We start from the raw sequence: 561 nt of genomic DNA, 5'->3' as shown, positions 1-561 counted from the left end.
CTTGGCCGTCCAGGTGGCGATATAGTCCATCAGTCCTGGATTGAGGCAATCATAAGGTTCGAGCCCGATCGACTTCAGCTGTGACCTTATGCCGTCCATGCGGCTCGGATCGACACCGGACTCGATGATCGAGGAGACAAAGGCGGTGAAGCCCGGCGGTGACCAGCCGTCTTCCTGGAAGCGTTCCGGATGGATGAAGGACAGCCCCTTGAACGCGTGGTCGCGCTCGACCGGGCCGTGCATATGGACGCCGCAGCCGGTGCAGGCATGGCGCAGGATCAGCGCGCCCGGATCGACGATCTTCAGCTTGTCGCCGTTTTCGGTCACCGTCACGTCGTTTGTACCGGCAACCGCCACGACCGAGAACAGCGCGCCTTCCGGCTTCCAGCATTTGGTGCAGCCGCAGGCATGGTTGTGGGCGATCTGGCCCTTGACCTTCACCTTGACCGGGTTGCTGGTGCAGGCGCAGACCAGCGTGCCGCCGGCAAAGTCGGCCTTTTCCCGTGGCAGTCCATTGTCGATTTTAGGATGCAGTTTTTCCGGCATTTTTGTCTCCTCCCT

Annotated in this window: 1 protein-coding gene; it reads right to left on the bottom strand. The window is 61.1% G+C overall.

The window, feature by feature from the left end; all coding sequences use genetic code 11:
* A partial coding sequence (gene gfa / locus NKH99_RS32680) for an S-(hydroxymethyl)glutathione synthase (RefSeq protein WP_353017993.1) occupies positions 1-546 on the bottom strand: 546 nt, incomplete at its 3' end.
* Positions 547-561 lie beyond the last annotated feature (15 nt).

The sequence above is a fragment of the Mesorhizobium sp. M0854 genome (genome assembly GCF_040319815.1).
In the GTDB taxonomy this organism is placed as follows: Bacteria; Pseudomonadota; Alphaproteobacteria; order Rhizobiales; family Rhizobiaceae; genus Mesorhizobium.
The sequence above is the reverse complement of the archived record's forward strand: the minus strand, read 5'-3'. Positions and strand labels throughout refer to the sequence as shown.